The sequence below is a fragment of the Shewanella litoralis genome, from assembly GCF_009828585.1.
Taxonomy (GTDB): Bacteria; Pseudomonadota; Gammaproteobacteria; order Enterobacterales; family Shewanellaceae; genus Shewanella; species Shewanella litoralis.
Map to the genome: position 1 here is coordinate 1 of NZ_WSRZ01000009.1, position 18474 is coordinate 18474.

At 43.4% G+C, this 18474-nt stretch carries 14 protein-coding genes and 2 rRNA genes; 8 read left to right on the forward strand and 8 right to left on the reverse strand.

From position 1 onward, the window contains the following. Positions 1 to 100: ribosomal RNA gene (locus tag GQA99_RS08950) — 23S ribosomal RNA — on the forward strand; the annotation flags it as partial. A gap of 230 nt (positions 101 to 330) precedes the next feature. Beyond that, positions 331 to 446 (forward strand): 5S ribosomal RNA (rrf, locus tag GQA99_RS08955). A 230-nt stretch (positions 447 to 676) separates the two neighbouring features. On the opposite strand, the gene mutT is transcribed toward rrf, so the two are convergent. The 8 genes from mutT to nadC all read right to left on the reverse strand — a co-directional run bounded on the left by mutT (position 677) and on the right by nadC (position 8435). Continuing rightward, positions 677 to 1075, reverse strand: coding sequence for an 8-oxo-dGTP diphosphatase MutT (gene mutT / locus GQA99_RS08960; protein WP_160053553.1), 399 nt, complete (start codon positions 1073 to 1075; stop codon positions 677 to 679). 21 nt (positions 1076 to 1096) lie between these two features. Next, positions 1097 to 1306: a DNA gyrase inhibitor YacG gene (gene yacG / locus GQA99_RS08965; protein WP_160053554.1), complete on the reverse strand. Its 210-nt coding sequence runs from the start codon at positions 1304 to 1306 to the stop codon at positions 1097 to 1099. Between the two features lie 263 nt (positions 1307 to 1569). Next, positions 1570 to 2199, reverse strand: a complete 630-nt coding sequence (coaE, locus tag GQA99_RS08970) for a dephospho-CoA kinase (protein ID WP_160053555.1) — start codon at positions 2197 to 2199, stop codon at positions 1570 to 1572. After that, a complete protein-coding gene (locus GQA99_RS08975; RefSeq protein WP_160053556.1) occupies positions 2196 to 3122 on the reverse strand; it encodes a prepilin peptidase in 927 nt (308 codons plus the stop codon). The genes coaE and GQA99_RS08975 overlap by 4 nt, the downstream gene beginning before the upstream one ends. An 18-nt stretch (positions 3123 to 3140) precedes the next feature. After that, the gene (locus tag GQA99_RS08980; protein WP_160053557.1) at positions 3141 to 4406 is read right to left on the reverse strand and encodes a type II secretion system F family protein; all 1266 of its coding nucleotides are present in this window, start codon (positions 4404 to 4406) and stop codon (positions 3141 to 3143) included. 104 nt (positions 4407 to 4510) lie between these two features. Then, positions 4511 to 6217 (reverse strand): type IV-A pilus assembly ATPase PilB, encoded by a 1707-nt coding sequence (pilB, locus tag GQA99_RS08985; RefSeq protein ID WP_160053558.1) that lies wholly within the window; start codon positions 6215 to 6217, stop codon positions 4511 to 4513. 108 nt (positions 6218 to 6325) lie between these two features. Then, positions 6326 to 6775, reverse strand: coding sequence for a pilin (locus tag GQA99_RS08990; RefSeq protein ID WP_276615939.1), 450 nt, complete (start codon positions 6773 to 6775; stop codon positions 6326 to 6328). A 781-nt stretch (positions 6776 to 7556) separates the two neighbouring features. Beyond that, positions 7557 to 8435 carry a carboxylating nicotinate-nucleotide diphosphorylase gene (nadC, locus tag GQA99_RS08995; protein WP_160053559.1) on the reverse strand — a complete coding sequence of 293 codons (879 nt, stop codon included), beginning with the start codon at positions 8433 to 8435 and terminating at the stop codon, positions 7557 to 7559. 391 nt (positions 8436 to 8826) lie between these two features. Here nadC and ampD point away from each other — a divergent pair, with 391 nt between their 5' ends. The 6 genes from ampD to lpdA all read left to right on the forward strand — a co-directional run bounded on the left by ampD (position 8827) and on the right by lpdA (position 17881). Beyond that, positions 8827 to 9387: a 1,6-anhydro-N-acetylmuramyl-L-alanine amidase AmpD gene (gene ampD / locus GQA99_RS09000; protein ID WP_160053560.1), complete on the forward strand. Its 561-nt coding sequence runs from the start codon at positions 8827 to 8829 to the stop codon at positions 9385 to 9387. A 110-nt stretch (positions 9388 to 9497) separates the two neighbouring features. Continuing rightward, complete coding sequence (ampE, locus tag GQA99_RS09005) at positions 9498 to 10349, forward strand: beta-lactamase regulator AmpE (RefSeq protein ID WP_160053561.1); 852 nt, start codon at positions 9498 to 9500, stop codon at positions 10347 to 10349. A 438-nt stretch (positions 10350 to 10787) separates the two neighbouring features. Further along, complete coding sequence (pdhR, locus tag GQA99_RS09010; protein WP_160053562.1) at positions 10788 to 11540, forward strand: pyruvate dehydrogenase complex transcriptional repressor PdhR; 753 nt, start codon at positions 10788 to 10790, stop codon at positions 11538 to 11540. A gap of 91 nt (positions 11541 to 11631) precedes the next feature. Continuing rightward, positions 11632 to 14298, forward strand: a complete 2667-nt coding sequence (aceE, locus tag GQA99_RS09015) for a pyruvate dehydrogenase (acetyl-transferring), homodimeric type (protein ID WP_160053563.1) — start codon at positions 11632 to 11634, stop codon at positions 14296 to 14298. Positions 14299 to 14309: 11 nt separating this feature from the next. Next, positions 14310 to 16277 carry a dihydrolipoyllysine-residue acetyltransferase gene (gene aceF / locus GQA99_RS09020; protein WP_160053564.1) on the forward strand — a complete coding sequence of 656 codons (1968 nt, stop codon included), beginning with the start codon at positions 14310 to 14312 and terminating at the stop codon, positions 16275 to 16277. 173 nt (positions 16278 to 16450) lie between these two features. Then, positions 16451 to 17881: a dihydrolipoyl dehydrogenase gene (gene lpdA / locus GQA99_RS09025; protein ID WP_160053565.1), complete on the forward strand. Its 1431-nt coding sequence runs from the start codon at positions 16451 to 16453 to the stop codon at positions 17879 to 17881. Positions 17882 to 18474 lie beyond the last annotated feature (593 nt).

The following is an 18474-nucleotide window of genomic DNA, read 5'->3' on the forward strand; positions in this document are numbered from 1 at the left end:
TCTAAAGGGCCGTAGGAGACTACTACGTTGATAGGCAAGGTGTGTAAGCGTTGTGAGGCGTTGAGCTAACTTGTACTAATGACCCGTGAGGCTTAACCATACAACCCAGATGGGTTTTACTGATATGAACTTAGTATTAGAATAGAGCACTTAGATAGTGTGATAACTCAACAAAGCGAGTCTGAAAGACAACTGCATCAGCTTTCCGAATTATTATTTAATGCTAATGATAGCGTTAGATAAAGGAGCAATTTATCAAATACATCCATGTATTTGACCCTAACGGGCCGCACTAAAGTGCGTTAAAAATTTGTTCCGTACAATTTTTTGTCTGGAAACCATAGAGCTGTGGTCCCACCTGATCCCATTCCGAACTCAGAAGTGAAACACAGTATCGCCGATGGTAGTGTGGGGTCTCCCCATGTGAGAGTAGGTCATTTCCAGGCGCCTAATAAGTATGAAAGCCCGTTGCTAACGCAATGGGCTTTTTTACGTCTGAGATTTGTGTGTCAAAATGAGCAAGATATTAATGTGGTCGATATGCCTAGGTTGGACTAAAGTCATTTCTTGATGACAATTCTTAGCATTGTGTTGGTGATTAATTGTTTCGTTTGCCAGCCTGTTAATACATTATCACATGGGTATAAATAGCCACCGAGATTGATGGCTGTTATGGTTAAAATACTAATGTCAGTAATTTATCTAAGATTGGTTGGTTGGCTTCTGGAAACTCGTAGTCTTTGAGTGAATCAAAATCTACCCATTTGACTTGTTGTCCTTCTAGCCCAACAGCTGTGCCGTTGAAGTCTGTGACTAAATGAATGTCTAATCTGACATGTTTGTCTGGATAATCATGACTAATATCCATAAATTCTGTGGTTTGATTGACGTTAAGGTCTACTTCCTCTTTTAGTTCACGGATCAAGGCTTCTGTTACTGATTCATTTTGCTCTACCTTACCACCGGGGAATTCCCACTTACCACCTTGATGAAGATGATCAAGGCGTTTAGCTAATAAGACTTGTTTTTGTTTATTGATAATCACACCAACGGCGACATGGATTCTTTTTTGCATTTTAGCTCTTTTGTATTGTCTTTATTGTTTAAAGAAATCTTCTTCATCGTAGCCAATATCATCCATCATATCAGGGTCGATATTGTTTTTAACGGGAATGCTATGCTTTTCGCTTGCCCAATCACCTAAATCGATGAGTTTACATCTTTCGCTACAAAAGGGTTTAAATAATGCTTCAGCATTCCACTCAACTGATGTGCTGCAAATGGGGCATTTTACTGTTAATGGCATATTAATATCTCTTAGTCCACGTTCAAGCTTATTAATGCTTGTCTGTGCGATTTGTGATTATGGTGTGATGTTAAAGGGTTTAGCAGCAGGTTGCTAGTGAGAACTGAATCGTTGCATAAGCGTGAAGGGGTTTACTGGACGTCCTACAGCGATGATATAAGGATTTTATTGGGCACTGATGGTTGGCTAACGCTTGTAATTGGCAGCTAGATTTTTAGGTGTAAATAACTGGGCATATGTTTATAGGCTGTTGGTCAATTAAATCAGTTATTCGCTTTAATCGATAATTCGGCTGCTTGTTGTAAAAAGAGTTGATGCAGGTGAGCTACCTGCTTACGTAACAGGTTAATGTCTCCTTGATTATCGATAATGTGGTCGGCTTTATCGAGTCGTTGCCCTCTGCTCATTTGGCTTGCGAGTATATGCTCAACTTGTTGCTTACTGACGCCATCACGTTGCATCGTTCTTGAAATTTGTAATTCTGGTGAAATATCCACTACAAGGGTTGTAGTGACTAAACTGTTTAAATGATTCTCAAACAGCAAGGGGACAACCATGATCACATAAGCCGAAGTCGATGCATTAACTTGCTCAAGCATGGTTTGACGGATCATAGGGTGCAATAGATTATTAAGCCAGAGCCTTTGCTGTGGATTATCGAAGACTTGACTGCGCAGCGCTGCTCTATCGAGTTCTCCGTTTGGTAGCAGTATTTCAGTACCAAAATGCTCTGTTATTGCTTTGAGTCCTTTTGAGTCAGGCTCAACGACTTCTCTGGCAATTACATCGGCATCAACAAGCTCAATGCCGTTTTCGGCAAATAGATTAGCCACGGTAGTTTTTCCGCTGGCAATCCCTCCAGTGAGACCGACGATATACTTCTTATAGGTCATAAGGTGCTGAGATACCAGTTAAGAATATCTTGCCCCCAAACGAGTGCTATCCAGCCTGCGGCGGCAATATAAGGGCCAAAAGGGATCGGGTTACCTTTATTAAGCTTTTTAGTTATAATCATCATGATGCCGACCACCGCGCCGACAAGTGATGACAATAAGATGATCAGTGGCAGCATTTGCCAGCCTAACCAGGCGCCAAATACGGCTAACAGCTTAAAATCACCGTAGCCCATACCTTCCTTGCCAGTGACGAGTTTAAATAACCAAAATACTGACCATAAACTTAAATAACCTGCAGCGGCGCCAATAATCGCATCTTGTGGGCTGGCATAAATGCCTTTTAGATTGATGACTAGCCCTAACCATAATATCGGTAAGGTCAGTTGGTCTGGTAAGAGCATTTCATCTAAATCGATACCGGTTAACGCCACTAACACAAAGGTTAATATGCTGGCATAGACAAACTGCCATGTCGGACCAAAATAGAACGCCAGCGTGGCGATGAGTAAACCCGTTAGCAGCTCAATAATAGGATAGCGTGCCGAAATTGCGGTTTTGCAATTGGCGCATTTTCCTTTTAACGATAACCACCCCATAATAGGTAGGTTATGCCATGGCTTAATATTACTTTTGCATTTAGGGCAGGCTGATCCTGGCATCACGATATTGTATTTTGCCGGAAATTCATCGATTGGCTTATTTAAACGCTCAATACCGATTTGTTTGACAATATCGGGATGATATTCATTTAAGTAAAAGTTACATTCACTTTGCCATTCGCGTTTCATCATTACAGGTAGCCGATGAATCACTACATTTAGAAAGCTGCCAATAGTGGCAGCAAAAATAAAGCTAATAACAACAAACATCCATGGATACTGATGCATTGTTGTGACAAAAGTTGAGATAAATTCAGTCATTTTTCTTATATTAGATTGTTAGCCAACAATGTTGCCCATTTCGAAGATTGGTAAATACATGCCGATAATCAGTCCGCCAACAACCGTACCAATGACCACCATCATAATTGGTTCGATTAGGCTTGATAAACCATCAACGGCATCATCGACTTGCATTTCATAAATATTAGCGACTTTATTAAGCATTTCGTCTAAACCGCCAGACTCTTCGCCAATCATTACCATCTGAATCAGCATGTCTGGGAATAGTCCCGTGGTGCGCATGGCAACGTTCATTTGCATCCCTGACATGACTTCCTGGCGCACTTTAAGTAGTGCACTTCGGTATACATAATTGCCTGAGGCCCCAGCAGCAGACTCTAAACCATCAATTAACGGTACACCTGCAGCAAAAGTTGTGGCTAACGTTCGGGCAAAACGCGACATTGCTGCTTTATGCAAGATGTCACCGATAGCTGGAATTTTTAAAACCATTTGGTCGATTTTGTTACGAAACTCTAATGAATTCCTGTGCGTTCGCCTAAATAACCAAATAGCAGCAATAATGGCTATAGCAAAATAATACCATGAGCTTTGTAACCAACGTGAAACATCTATAATGAGCTGTGTGAATGCTGGAAGCTCAGCACCAAAGCCTTTAAAAATATCCTCAAATTGAGGTACAACAAATAACAATAACAAAACAGTAACGGCAACCGCGACAACAACTACCGCAGCGGGATAAAACATGGCTTTCTTAATTTTAGATTTTAACTGCTCGGCTTTCTCACGATAAGTTGCAATACGATCGAATACAGCGTCAAGTGAACCAGAGTGTTCACCTGCTGCAACTAAGTCTACATAAAGATCATCAAAATATTGCCTGTGAGGTCTTAACGCATCTGATAATGGGATACCAGATTGCACATCCGACAATATTGTTCCTAGTAGTTCTCTTACCTTTGCTTTTTCATGACCGCGACCGAGTAATTCAATAGTGGTCACTAATGGAACACCTGCGGCTAACATGGTGGCTATTTGGCGAGTGATCATAGCAATGTCCATTGCAGTGATCTTTTTCTCGGACTTGAATAAAGGTGCCGACTTTTTACGTACACCTTTAGGTGTCACACCTTGTGCTTTTAAAACACTGCGAATTTCAGCGATGCTTGAGCCACGTAATTCACCTGAAGTGCGGGCACCATCACGATTGACGCCTTTCCATTCAAAAGTAAACACCTTGGGTTGGTGTTTTTGAGTTTGTTTTCTGGTTTTAGGTTTTCTTTTTGCTGCTGCAGTGGCCATGGAGCCAATCCTTTTTTCGCGAGCTCTTATCCATAATTGAGACAGTTCAGAGCGATGTTGCAAAGTAGAATAAATTTGTACCGTTAATTTCTACTCTAGACTAATTAAAAGCTGGTGACACGGTTTATTTCGGCAATACTGGTCACGCCGTGAATCACTTTAAGTAGTCCTGACTGACGTAAGTCTCGCATGCCTTGTTGTTTAGCCTGCTTGGCTATTTGTAACGAGTTACCGCCTTCCATAATAGTACGGGCAATTTCATCACTCATTTTCATCACTTCGTAAATACCGACACGGCCTTTATAACCACCAGAGCATAATTCACAGCCTACGGGTTTAAATACGCTGATGCCTTTAGCAATGTCCGCCTCTTGAAAGCCTAGGCGTTGTAGCTCTGCCGCAGGGATTTCTTCTGCTTGCTTGCAGGCAGGGCATAAACGTCTGGCCAAACGTTGGGCAATAATTAAGTTTACCGAGCTGGCAATGTTATAACCGGGTACGCCCATGTTGATTAAACGGGTTAAGGTTTCTGCCGCCGAATTAGTGTGCAGTGTCGATAACACTAGGTGGCCGGTTTGCGCGGCTTTAATGGCAATTTCTGCCGTTTCTAGGTCACGGATTTCACCTACCATGACCACATCAGGGTCTTGACGTAAAAATGAGCGTAGAGCTGAAGCAAAAGTTAAACCGGCTTTTAAATTAATGTGAACCTGGTTAACACCTTCGAGGTTGATCTCGACCGGATCTTCCGCGGTAGATATATTACGCTCTTCGGTATTGAGGATATTAAGCCCGGTATACAAGGATACGGTTTTACCCGAGCCGGTGGGACCAGTAACTAAAATCATCCCTTGAGGTTTGGCGAGCATCTCTTCGTACAATAAACGTTGATCATCTTCATAGCCGAGCTTTTCAATACCAAGCTGGGCGGATGATGAGTCCAAAATACGCATTACAATTTTTTCGCCCCAAATGGTGGGCAAGGTGCTGACACGAAAATCGATAGACTTGGTGCGCGACAGCTTCATTTTAATACGGCCATCTTGCGGTACGCGGCGCTCGGCGATATCGAGTTTAGACATCACCTTTAAGCGAGCAGAAATACGCCCTGATAAATTGACTGGAGGCTCGGATACTTCATGTAAAATACCGTCAATACGAAAACGAATGCGGTAACGTTTTTCATACGGCTCAAAGTGTAAATCCGAGGCGCCTTTGCGGATGGCATCAGTAAGAATTTTATTGATGTAGATAACAATCGGCGCATCGTCGCTGCTATCAGTTGATGGTTCATCATCGCGAGAGGTGTCTGTAACTTCTATACCTGCTAACGCTTCCTCATCTATACCTTCTAACCCTAGGCCACTTATGTCTTCTTCTAGTATTTTTTCTAAGGCTTTTAGGAGCTTATCATCTTCAACCAGAATAGCTTCGGCATGTAAACCTAGGCTAAATTGGAAATCTTCAAGTGCCGCTATATTGGTAGGGTCAGATGTGGCGATATAAAGGCGATTACCACGTTTAAACAGGGGTAAACACTTGTGTTTTGAAATGAGCTTTTTGTTTAATAATTCTTCTGCAATTGTTGTTAAGTCAAATTCGTTTAAATCGAGTAATGGTGTGCCATATTCTTCATAACATAACTCAGCAATTTCACGCGCCGACAGGAGCTTTGCATGAATAACCGTAGTGACAAGTGAAACTTTGGTTTTACGGGATTGAGAAATCGAGGTAGTAATCTGCTCTTCTGTTAACAGGTTTCTTTTAATGAATAATGTAGATAGACCAAGATTTAATCCAGCAGTCGACATATCTTTCTACCTTGTTAACATAATAATTTCTAGCATTATGAAATAACTAAATTTGTAATCAAAGACAAAAAAGGCAGCACAGCTGCCTTTTCTTATTTTAAATGCTCTTTAAGCACCAACGCACTTACCTGGAGCGTAACTTTTCAACAGAGTAGTAGCACATGTCCATGCACCTTCTGTTGAGCGAGTTAAGGTAATCGTTTTAGTATTGAATTTAGCAGCATTACCGCCTTGAGTTGCACATTCTAAAGAACCGCCTGCTGTTGTAGATGGAGGTGTAACAGTTACACTTGAGCAATATGTGGTCGCCGCACCTACTCCAATGAAACCTTCAGTTCCAGCAGTTGTATTAGGTGTTCTTCCTTCAACTGCAGCTTGTTCAAAGCCTACTTTGCCAGCTGTTAATTCTTGAAGTGCAGATGCTGCTTGTGAACGGACCGTATAATCCTGATAAGCAGGCAGTGCGATTGCAGCAAGAATACCGATGATCGCAACTACGATCATTAATTCAATAAGAGTAAAACCCTTAGCGTTTTTGATTTGGTTGATACCTTTCATTTTTCTCTCCGTAAAATTAGGCCGGGTTGTATCAATCCTCGATGGCGAAACACTCATTTTCTAGTATGTAGTGAATTCGCCGGCATTCCATTTGCCGAAAACCTTAAGCACAATTGTGTGGTTATTGATGTTATACCGATATAACCACGTTTTTAGTGTTGCTAATATTGCTTGAGTTTTGGTGTGTGTTGCTACGCGATGAGCGTATTGACATGCACGTTTACTTCAACAAATGTTAGCAGATTATTTACTTAATGACATTTCGGCTGAGCAGTAAACCTAGAGTAAATACGCTAACGCTAACATGTAGGTCATATGCATTTGAGTATTTAGTCTATTATAGACCATCACAAATGTGGACTAAATGTTAACAGCTTTGCACTTGTTTACACTTTAGCGGTTACTGTACATGGCCGAAAGGCCAACTCGCCTACGGTAAACGTTAGTATAAACCGTTACAAAATGGAATAGTTTTACCGTACAAATAAAAAATAAATGTCTAAAAATGCTGTAAATTCACATTTTCCGCACATTATACGATAAGTTTTTTTTGACATGCTAGCTTTGTGAGTTATTTTTTTGACATAAATGTAACAATGTCGTTTTGTTGGCGCTTTTTATGGCTGCAGAAAGCCTAGATTCGAGAGCGCTACGCTGCTAGGTTCTAGAAGCGCAGCGACCTAGCAGGACGCAGTCCGCTCTGGAACCTAGTATCTCAATCTCAGCAGCGAAGCTGTCCTAGCAGGACGTAGTCCGCCCTAGTACCTAGCACCTAGAAGCATCACGCCTTCAATCTTAACGATAAATCGAGCGCTTTAACGTGTTTGGTAAGTGCGCCTACTGAAATATAGTCAACACCGGTTTGCGCAAATGTCGCGAGGGTGTCTAGGGTGACATTGCCTGATACTTCTAATTTTGCGCCCTGGCCTTTATCTTTATAACGGTTATTAATGCTGACTGCGTCGACCATCATGGTGACGTCGAAGTTGTCGAGCATAATAATGTCTGCGCCACCGTCGAGTGCCTGGGTAAGCTCGTCAAGTGATTCAACTTCTACTTCTACTGGTTTGCGGTCGTCTAATGCGCGAGCTGCTGTAATGGCTTGTGAAATTCCGCCACAGGCCATGATGTGATTTTCTTTAATTAAAAAGGCATCAAATAAGCCGATGCGATGATTTTTGCCGCCGCCGCAGGTTACCGCATATTTTTGCGCGGTACGTAAGCCTGGAATGGTTTTGCGGGTATCGAGTAAGCGAGTATGGGTGCCCGACAGTTTGTCGACATAATGTTTGGTGAGTGTGGCTGTGCCAGACAAGGTTTGGATAAAGTTCATGGCAGTGCGCTCGCCGGTTAAAATGGCGCGTGCAGGGCCGGATAGTTCACACAGCACTTGATTAGGTACTACTAGGTCGCCGTCGTCGACATGCCAATGCAGTACAACTTCGCTACCAAGTTGGTTAAAGACTTGTTCGGCCCAGGCTTTACCGCAAAATACGCCGTCTTCGCGGGTGATTAAACTGCCTGAAACGTGTTTATCAGCAGGGATGAGTTGTGCAGTAATGTCTGCCGTTAACATGTCTTCGATGGTGTTATGGGCGCTGTGGCCGAGATCTTCATCGAGTGCTGTTTTTACTGCGTGGCGGATGTCATTTTCTAACATAAGCAAAGTCCTTGCTAAAGAGCGTGATAGGGCAAAACGATAACCGATTATGGGGGTTGTCGTGTACCAAAAAGCATTTGCACAAGATTATCATATTTACACGACTGTCTGACACTCACTCATAGGCAATTTTTAACATTGGTATTCGGGTTCAAATGTCTAGGGTTGAAATATCTTGGGTTCGAATATCTGGGGTCAAATATCTAGGGTTCAAATAGCCCCTGGGTGAGTTTGGGTGGATGTTATGCTTTGTCGCTGATTATCAACATAGCATTACTCTGTAGCAAATCAGCACCACGACTGAAAGCATCCTATTTTCGCGTAATACGCACCTTGAGGTGGCTTGGGTATAACTGTTAAATTACAGTATCGACATTAAGTTGAGGTTGTTATGGCTATTGGAGTATTAGATAACGGTTGGCTGGACAGTGCACGTAAGTGTTTGTCGCCCCATTTTAATCAACGGCCTGAGGGTGAAGTGAGCTTGTTGGTGGTGCATAACATTAGTTTGCCTGCGGGCTGTTTTGGTTTACCGCACATTGATGGTTTGTTTCAGGGCTGTTTAGATATTGATGCTGATGACAGTTTTGCTGAGTTGGCGGGGTTACAGGTGTCGGCACATTTTTTAATTCGCCGTGATGGTGAAGTAGTGCAATATGTCAGTTGTGATGATCGAGCCTGGCATGCTGGCGTATCAAGCTTTAATGATCGTAGTGGTTGTAACGACTTTGCTATTGGTATTGAAATGGAAGGTACTGACAGTAGCGGTTATACCGATGAGCAATATCAACAATTAACGCTGTTAACATTGGTCTTAATGGCGCAGTATCCTATGATTACCTTAGCAAATATTGTTGGTCATTGTGATATTGCTCCCGGACGCAAAACGGATCCGGGTGATAGCTTTGATTGGTTACGTTACAAACAAGCCATTTTAACGGCAACAACTTGAATACTTTATAAGATTCATTATCGTGCGTTCGCTGTTTTATACAATATCGGTCGTTCACTGTTTTATACAATAGTTATTGATACGATAGATCATCGATTAAAAGGATATTCATGGCGTTATTTTCATTATTAGTTGCGATTTTAGTCGAGCGACTTAAGTTATTGCCAAGTGGATTGCAGTTTGATCGCTTAATGGTGCGCTACCATAAACAATTTTGGGATGCGGATTCACTGGCGTCTGAATTTGGCGTGGCGATGGCGCTTATATTGCCTGCGGTAGTGGTATTTGTGGTGAGTCATTTATTGCAGGGCATGTTGTTCGATTTGCTCAGTTTGGCCTTTTGGGTTGTGGTGTCGATTATTTGTTTTAGCCACCAAAACATACGTACCGTGTTTAAACAGTATATCCAGGCTGCTTGTCGTGGCGATGTACAGGCATGTTATCGATATGCGGGGCAGCTTGATTGTACTGAATGCCTTGATGTGGTTGATGAACAGGATTTAGGTCAAAAAGTGGGCCAAACGGTTGCCTGGATTAACTATCGTTATTACGGCGCAGTGGCGTTGTTTTTAATCTTTTTAGGCCCTGTTGGTGCGGTGTTATATTGCACCGTGCGTTTTTACAGTGACTTTAATGTTAAAAACCAAACTAAAATGCCGCTGGTAGATGATTTGCAAACCTTGCTTGATTGGTTACCAAGCCGGTTGTTTAGTTTTGGTTACGTATTGAGTGGTCAATTTAGCAGTGGTTTACGAGCGTGGCGCCAACATGGGTTAAGAATTCGTTGTGATGCTAAAACTATTGTGACTCAAACGGCCGTTGCGGCAGAGTCATTGCCTGAGGCGGGTAATGCACCTATTAGTGTGCAGTCGACTTTAGCGTTACTGGCCTTAAGTAAACGCAACTTTGTATTGTTACTGACTCTAGTGTCGGTATTAACCATTTTTGGATTTGTGAGTTAGTTGGGAGTGAGGGCGCTTCGCTTCTAGGTGCTAGGTTCTAGGGCGGACTGCGTCCTGCTAGGATAGCTTAGCTGCTGAGATTTTATAGCCTTCTAGCAGCGTAGCGCTCTAGTTTCTAGGCTTTTTGCTACTAGATCTTAGGGCGGACTGCGTCCTGCTAGGACAGCTTAGCTGCTGAGATTTTATAGCCTTCTAGCAGCGTAGCGCTCTAGTTCCTAGCTTGCTAGCTCTTCGTTTTTAGCGCTTTCGGGTAAATGGTCTGACCCCTTTAATTCAAATATCGGTTATGCTCATGGATTGAGCGTTTTAAACAAACTTGAGCTCGGTTGTCAATAAGCTGATAACTAGACACAGCCTGTATGATTTGATAAAGTGCGCTCTCTCATATTAATTGGTAAGACCAATTGACAATCTCTTATTTAGGGAGCAGGGCGCCAGATGGCTTATAGTAAGATTACCCAGCCAAAAATTTCCGATGTAATCATGGAGCAGTTAGAGCGCATGATCCTCGAAGGCAGTTTGCAGCCGGGTCAGAAACTGCCTCCAGAACGCGAACTTGCGGTGCAATTTGAAGTGTCTCGTCCTTCATTGCGCGAAGCCATTCAAAAGTTAGAAGCCAAAGGGTTGCTCATGCGTCGTCAAGGCGGTGGCACCTACGTAAAAGAACAACTGTGGCAAAGTCTTGCCGATCCTATCGTTGAATTAATGCATAACGACTCTGAAAGTCAATACGACTTGCTTGAGTTCCGTCACGCCACTGAAGGCATGATGGCGTATTATGCTGCGCTGCGTGGCACTGATGCTGACATGCAAAATATTCAAACTAAAATTAGTGACGTAGAGGCTGCAACGGATTTTGAAGCGAAAGCAGCTGCAATTGTGCGTTTTTATCGTGCGGTTGCCGAGGCGTCACACAATGTGGCTATGCTGCATCTAGTATTAAGTTTAACCCCTGTGCTACACAAAAATGTGGCACAAAACCTGGAGCTTTTAAGCATTCGCAAAGAAGCTTCCACCAAGGCAAATGATCACAGACGGGCATTATTGGCTGCGATTATACGCCGGGACCCAGACGCTGCGCGTGAAGCTTCGAACGAGCATTTAAGCTATATCGAAGAAGTCATGTTGTCAGTAAGAGAAGAAGACAGTCGGTTGCAACGTAGTTTGCGCCGTTTAAAGAGCGGCGTGTAGTACTTGTTACTTTGAATGAGAATACACTTTTGCTGTGTCAACAAGCAGCAAAAAGCCGAAATATAATCCGTATATAGAGAAGGACTGCGAGATGTCTGAAGATATGCTTCAAGATTTAGACCCATCAGAAACCCAAGAATGGGTTGATGCTCTACAAGCTGTGTTAGAGCAAGAAGGGCCTGAACGTGCACACTTTTTACTCGAAAAACTAATCGACAAAGCTCGCCGTAACGGTACTCATTTACCGTATAACGCGACTACCGCTTACTTAAATACCATTCCGGCAGGCCACGAGCCAAATATGCCTGGCAACCAGGAAATGGAGCGTCGTATTCGTGCGATTATCCGTTGGAATGCGTTAGCAATGGTATTGCGTGGCTCTAAGAAAGATTTAGAGCTAGGTGGTCATATTTCAAGTTTTGCCTCTAGTGCGACGATTTATGATGTGTGTTTTAACCACTTCTTCCGTGCGCCAAATGAGCAAGACGGTGGTGACTTAGTTTACTTCCAGGGTCATATTGCACCTGGTATTTATGCACGTTCTTTCCTTGAAGGTCGTATTACTGAAGATCAAATGGCTAATTTCCGTCAAGAAGTTGATGGCAAGGGCTTATCTTCATACCCGCACCCTAAGTTAATGCCTAGCTACTGGCAGTTCCCAACGGTATCGATGGGTCTTGGTCCTATTCAGGCGATTTATCAAGCGCGTTATTTAAAGTATTTAACTGACCGCGGCTTAAAAGATTGTTCTAAGCAAACGGTTTACTGTTTCTTGGGTGACGGTGAGTGTGATGAGCCAGAAGCATTAGGTGCAATTGGTTTAGCTGCGCGTGAAGAATTAGACAACCTAGTGTTTATCGTTAACTGTAATTTGCAGCGTCTTGATGGCCCTGTGCGTGGTAACGGTAAAATTATCCAAGAACTTGAAGGCGAATTCCGCGGCGCAGGCTGGGAAGTGGTTAAAGTGATTTGGGGTCGCTACTGGGATCCATTATTGGCCCGTGACACCAGCGGTAAGTTATTACAGTTAATGGAAGAAACCGTAGACGGTGAATACCAAAACTGTAAAGCCAAAGGCGGCGCGTACACGCGTGAGCATTTCTTTGGTAAATACCCTGAAACGGCGGAAATGGTGGCTAATATGTCAGATGATGACATTTGGCGCTTAAACCGTGGTGGCCACGACCCTGTTAAAGTTTACGCTGCATTAGAGCATGCACAGAAAACTAAAGGTCGCCCAACGGTAATCTTGGCTAAAACGGTTAAAGGTTACGGTTTAGGTGATGCTGGCGAAGGTAAAAACATCGCTCACAACGTGAAGAAGATGGGCGCTGAGTCTATCCGTTACTTCCGCGATCGTTTCAATATCCCAATCCCAGACGATAAATTAGAAGAATTACCTTTCTACCATCCAGGTCCAGACTCTGAAGAAGTGAAATACCTAAAGAGTCGTCGTGAAGCGTTATTAGGTTATTTGCCGCAACGTCGTGAAAAATTCACTGAAGAGCTAGAAGTGCCTTCATTGAAAATTTTTGATTCGATTTTAAAAGGCTCTAACGGCCGTGAAATCTCATCAACAATGGCGTTTGTTCGTGTGTTAACTGCCTTGTTAAAAGACAAAGGCATTGGCAAGCGTATTGTGCCAATTATTCCTGACGAAGCGCGTACTTTTGGTATGGAAGGGTTATTCCGTCAAGTGGGTATTTATGCTCACGAAGGCCAAAAATACATTCCACAAGATTCTGATCAAGTGGCGTACTACCGTGAAGATAAAACCGGTCAGGTGTTACAAGAAGGGATTAACGAATTAGGCGCCATGTCATCTTGGGTTTCAGCTGCAACCAGCTACTCTGTGAATGACATGCCAACAATTCCGTTTTACATCTACTACTCAATGTTTGGTTTCCAACGTATTGGCGACATGGCATGGGCTGCTGGCGACATGCGCGCACGTGGTTTCTTGGTGGGTGGTACTTCTGGCCGTACAACATTGAACGGCGAAGGTTTACAGCATCAAGATGGTCACAGCCACGTATTGGCTAACACGATTCCAAACTGTATCTCTTACGACCCAACATACGGTTATGAAATTGCGGTAGTGGTACAAGACGGTATTCGTCGTATGTATGGCGAAAACCAGGAAGACATTTTCTACTACTTGACCACCATGAACGAAAACTACGTTCAGCCTGAAATGCCAGCCGGTGCCGAAGAAGGTATCGTAAAAGGTATTTACAAGCTTGAAACTGTTGCCGGTAGTGGTAAAGGTAAAGTACAGCTAATGGGCTGTGGCACTATTTTAGAAGAAGTGCGTAAAGCGGCTCAAGCGCTTGCGAAAGACTTTGGTGTGAGCTCAGATGTATTCAGTGTAACCAGCTTTAACGAGTTAACCCGTGACGGCCAGGCTGCTGAGCGTTGGAACATGTTGCACCCAGAAGCGACACCTAAGCAAGCGTACATCAGCCAGGTATTATCTGCTGATGCACCCGCCATTGTCGCTACTGACTACATGAAGATTTACGGTGAGCAATTGCGTGCTTTTGTACCGACAGATTATAAAGTGTTAGGTACTGATGGGTTTGGTCGCAGCGACAGCCGTGCAAACTTACGTCATCACTTTGAAGTCGATGCTAAGTTTATTGTTATTGCGGCACTGAAGTCACTTGTTGAGCGTAATGAAATGCCTGTTGATGTGTTAACTAAAACCATCGCTGAATATGGCATTGACGCTGACAAGATCAACCCACAGTTCGCGTAAGGGGATACAAAATGGCTGATTTAAAGGAAGTTTTGGTTCCTAATATCGACACTGACGCAGTACAAGTTATTGAAATTTGTGCCGCTGTGGGTGATTTTCTTGAAAAAGAAGCATCTATCATTACCGTTGAAAGTGATAAAGCGACCATGGACATTCCAGCACCTTTTGCTGGTACGTTAACAGAACTGAAAATTGCAGTAGGCGATACGGTTTCTGAAGGTACGTTAATCGCAATGATGACGGCAGCTGATGCTGCACCAGCAAAAGTCGACGCGGCTCCAGCCCCTAAAGCTGAAGCGCCGGTTGCTCAAGCTGCGGCTCCTGCACCTGTTGCCCCGGTGGCAGCACCTGCGGGTGGTTCACAAGTGATTGACGTTAAGGTGCCAGATATTGGCGGCGATACTGATGTGTCTGTCATTGAAGTGTTAGTTGCCGTTGGCGATAGCATTGATGTTGATACCGGGTTAATTACTCTAGAAACTGACAAAGCAACTATGGATGTACCATCACCGAAAGCCGGTGTGGTTAAATCTGTAACAGTGGCTGTTGGCGACAAAGTTTCTGAAGGTTCATTGGTTATCACGCTAGAAGTTGCGGGTTCTGCACCTGCTCCACAGGCTCAAGCGGCTCAACCTACTGCGCCAGTGGCACAAGCTGCACCAGCAGCTGCGACAACTCAAGTACAAGAGATTCATGTACCTGATATTGGTGATGCCAGTGATGTAGATATTATTGAAGTGCTGGTATCAGTAGGTGATGACATCACTGTAGATCAAGGCTTAATTACCCTTGAAACTGACAAAGCCACCATGGAAGTACCTGCACCGTTTGCCGGTAAACTGGTGTCGTTAACGGTTAAAGTGGGCGATAAAGTGTCTCAAGGTAGCTTAATTGCCACTGTTGAAACCACAAGCTCAGCACCTGTTGCTCCGGCAGCTCCTGCTCAAACTGAAGCCGCTCCAGCAGCGCCTGCACCGGCAATGGCTGCGAGCCGTCCGTCAGCTCCGCCAGTGCCGCACCATCCAAGTGCAGCAGTGACAGCATCAACAGGCGTTGTGCATGCTTCTCCTGCGGTACGTCGTTTGGCGCGTGAGTTTGGTGTTGATTTAACAAAGGTTAGCGGTACCGGTCGTAAAGGTCGTATTTTAAAAGAAGACGTGCAAGCGTTTGTGAAGTACGAGCTATCACGCCCTAAAGCAACCGCTGCAACCTCTGTTGCTGGTGGTGCTGGTGGCTTAAACGTGATTGCTGCGCCTAAAGTTGATTTCAGTAAGTTTGGTGAAGTGGAAGAAGTGCCATTAAGCCGTATCCAGAAAATTTCTGGCCCTAACTTACACCGCAACTGGGTGACTATTCCACACGTGACTCAGTTCGATGAAGCTGACATTACTGAAATGGAAGCGTTCCGTAAGCAACAGAATGATATTGCTGCCAAGAAAAAGGCAGATTACAAAATCACTCCACTTGTGTTTATGATGAAAGCTGTGGCAAAAACATTGGCTGAGTTCCCTGTGTTTAACTCAAGCTTAAGTGCTGATGGCGAGTCGCTTATTCAGAAGAAGTACTTCCATATTGGTGTTGCGGTTGACACACCAAACGGCCTAATGGTTCCGGTTGTACGTGATGTTGATAAGAAAGGCATTATTGAGCTGTCGCGTGAGTTAACTGACATTTCTATCCGTGCTCGTGACGGTAAGCTTAAGTCTGCTGACATGCAAGGTAGCTGTTTTACTATTTCAAGCTTAGGTGGCATTGGCGGTACGGCGTTTACGCCGATTGTTAATTATCCTGACGTGGCCATTTTAGGTGTGTCTAAATCTGAAATTAAGCCTAAATGGAACGGTAAAGAGTTTGAACCTAAATTGATGTTGCCACTGTCATTGTCATACGACCATCGTGTGATTGATGGCGCCATGGCTGCACGCTTTAGTGTGACCTTGTCAGGCATTTTATCTGACATACGCACCATCATTTTGTAAACAAATCTGGCCGCTCTAATAGAGTGGCCTTTTTTATGTCGATGATTATCACCAATGTTTGATTGTGATTGTCATCAAACAAAGGGTAAAATGCGGTCAGCTATCACAATCTGGCCACATTGATTGTTGAATCGGTTTTGTCCGCCAACATATGCAAAAGAATAGAGGAAAACATGAGTAACGAAATTAAAACTCAGGTAGTTGTATTAGGATCTGGCCCTGCAGGCTATTCAGCAGCATTCCGTGCCGCTGATTTAGGTTTAGATACCATTATCGTTGAACGTTTTAGCACCCTAGGTGGTGTATGTTTGAACGTAGGTTGTATCCCATCTAAAGCATTGCTACACATTGCTAAAGTGATTGAAGAAGCTAAATCAGCTGCCAGTCACGGTGTGGTATTTGGTGAGCCAACAATCGATTTAGAAAAATTACGTGGCTTTAAAGAAAAAGTGGTTAGTCAGTTAACGGGCGGATTAGGCGGAATGTCTAAAATGCGTAAAGTTAATGTGGTTAACGGCTTTGGTAAATTCACTGGCCCTAACAGCCTTGAAGTCACCGCTGAAGATGGCACTGTCACTGTTGTTCAGTTTGAACAAGCGATTATTGCTGCCGGTTCTCGTCCAATCAAACTGCCATTTATTCCGCACGAAGACCCACGTATTTGGGATTCGACTGACGCACTAGAATTGAAAGAAGTGCCTGGTAAGTTATTGGTGATGGGCGGTGGTATCATTGGTCTAGAAATGGGTACTGTTTACTCGTCTCTTGGCAGTGAAATTGACGTGGTTGAAATGTTTGACCAAGTCATTCCTGCAGCTGATAAAGATATCGTTCGTGTATTCACTAAGCAAATCAAGAAGAAGTTTAACTTAATCCTTGAAACGAAAGTGACTGCAGTAGAAGCCAAAGAAGACGGCATTTACGTCACAATGGAAGGCAAGAGCGCGCCAGCAGAACCTGTACGTTACGATGCAGTATTAGTGGCGATTGGCCGTTCACCAAACGGCAAGTTAATTGCTGCTGAAAAAGCGGGTGTTAATGTTGATGAGCGTGGCTTTATCAACGTAGACAAGCAATTACGCACTAACGTACCGCACATTTATGCTATCGGCGACATCGTTGGTCAACCAATGTTGGCTCACAAAGGTGTACATGAAGGCCACGTAGCGGCTGAAGTGATTGCCGGTATGAAGCACTACTTCGATCCAAAAGTAATTCCTTCGATTGCTTATACTGACCCAGAAGTAGCATGGGTGGGTTTAACTGAGAAAGAAGCAAAAGAGCAAGGTGTTGCTTACGAAACTGCGACTTTCCCATGGGCAGCAAGTGGCCGCGCAATCGCATCAGATTGTAGCGAAGGTATGACCAAGTTAATTTTCGACAAAGAAACTCACCGTGTTATTGGTGGTGCTATTGTTGGCGTTAACGGTGGTGAATTACTCGGTGAAATCGGCCTGGCGATTGAAATGGGTTGTGATGCTGAAGATTTAGCATTAACCATTCATGCACACCCAACCTTACATGAATCAGTTGGTTTAGCGGCTGAACTATATGAAGGTTCTATTACTGACTTGCCTAACCCTAAAGCGGTTAAGAAGAAGTAATATCGCGTTATCATAAGCGAATTAAGGCACTCCATAAATGGGGTGCTTTTTTTTGATTTTTTTTTAGGTTTTAGACTAGGCTTATCACTGTGAATAACAATATGGGCAAATCAATAGGGTGATAATACCAATTAAGCGGCATTCATTTTATTGTTAACCCAAGCCTGGCTGGTCTAGGCTTTATCAATGTTATTGCAAATCGCCTAGATGTTACATCGCTTATGAGATGTCCTTGCTAGCTGTATAAGTTTGATGTGATAAAGGCAAACTAATTATATCAATTTGCACCTTGGGAAGTGTTTATCACAGCGATAACCCAATGAATATAACTGGTTACTTAAATACCGCACGTAACACTAATATCTATAAGGTTTTTTTCTATATCAGCGACAAGTCAGTGAGATGGGCTTTTAAGCAATTTAACAGGTGACTTTGCTAAGCCATTAATGATAAAACATTAATAATATAGGAATAAAAATAATATTATTTGTGCATGATTTATTATTCGCTCTCGCTGGATTTTGTTTCGACGTGAGTGTGGGTATATCTTTAGGCGTTAATGCCTGTGGTTATCATTTAGGATAAGACGGAAC